This is a genomic window from Parendozoicomonas sp. 2304DJ65-17 (assembly GCF_058148445.1).
This window is the reverse complement of record NZ_JBYVJV010000033.1, coordinates 1-341: the sequence shown is the minus strand read 5'-3', so window position 1 is coordinate 341 and position 341 is coordinate 1. Positions and strand designations below refer to the sequence as shown.

Annotated in this window: 1 pseudogene; it reads left to right on the top strand. The window is 46.3% G+C overall.

From position 1 onward, the window contains the following. A pseudogene (locus tag ACY2RR_RS24420) lies at window positions 1-248 on the top strand (hypothetical protein); the annotation flags it as partial. Window positions 249-341 lie beyond the last annotated feature (93 nt).

Below are 341 nucleotides of genomic sequence, written 5' to 3'. Positions count from 1 at the left end.
GGAGTGGTTGCTCTTTCCACGGTTTGTCTCTCAATGTGGATATGGAACTGGAGCCTTTCCAGAGAATAAACACCTGTGGTTATGCCGGAATGTCTGTTGCCCAGGTGCATGACTATAACCCTTCCGCGACATTATCTGAGATAACCGATGTTCTGGTCTCACAACTGGCTGAACTCACTGGTTATACTGAAATTAACAAGACTGACGAGCTACCTGTGATCCCGGGGAGCCTGGAGAGTGTTCTTTAAATGTCTGAAAATATTATTCCAACAGTTCACGTTCCCAGCGGCAGCAAGTTGGTAAACGATAACGGCATCCGCGCCATTAAAAACGGTATCAAA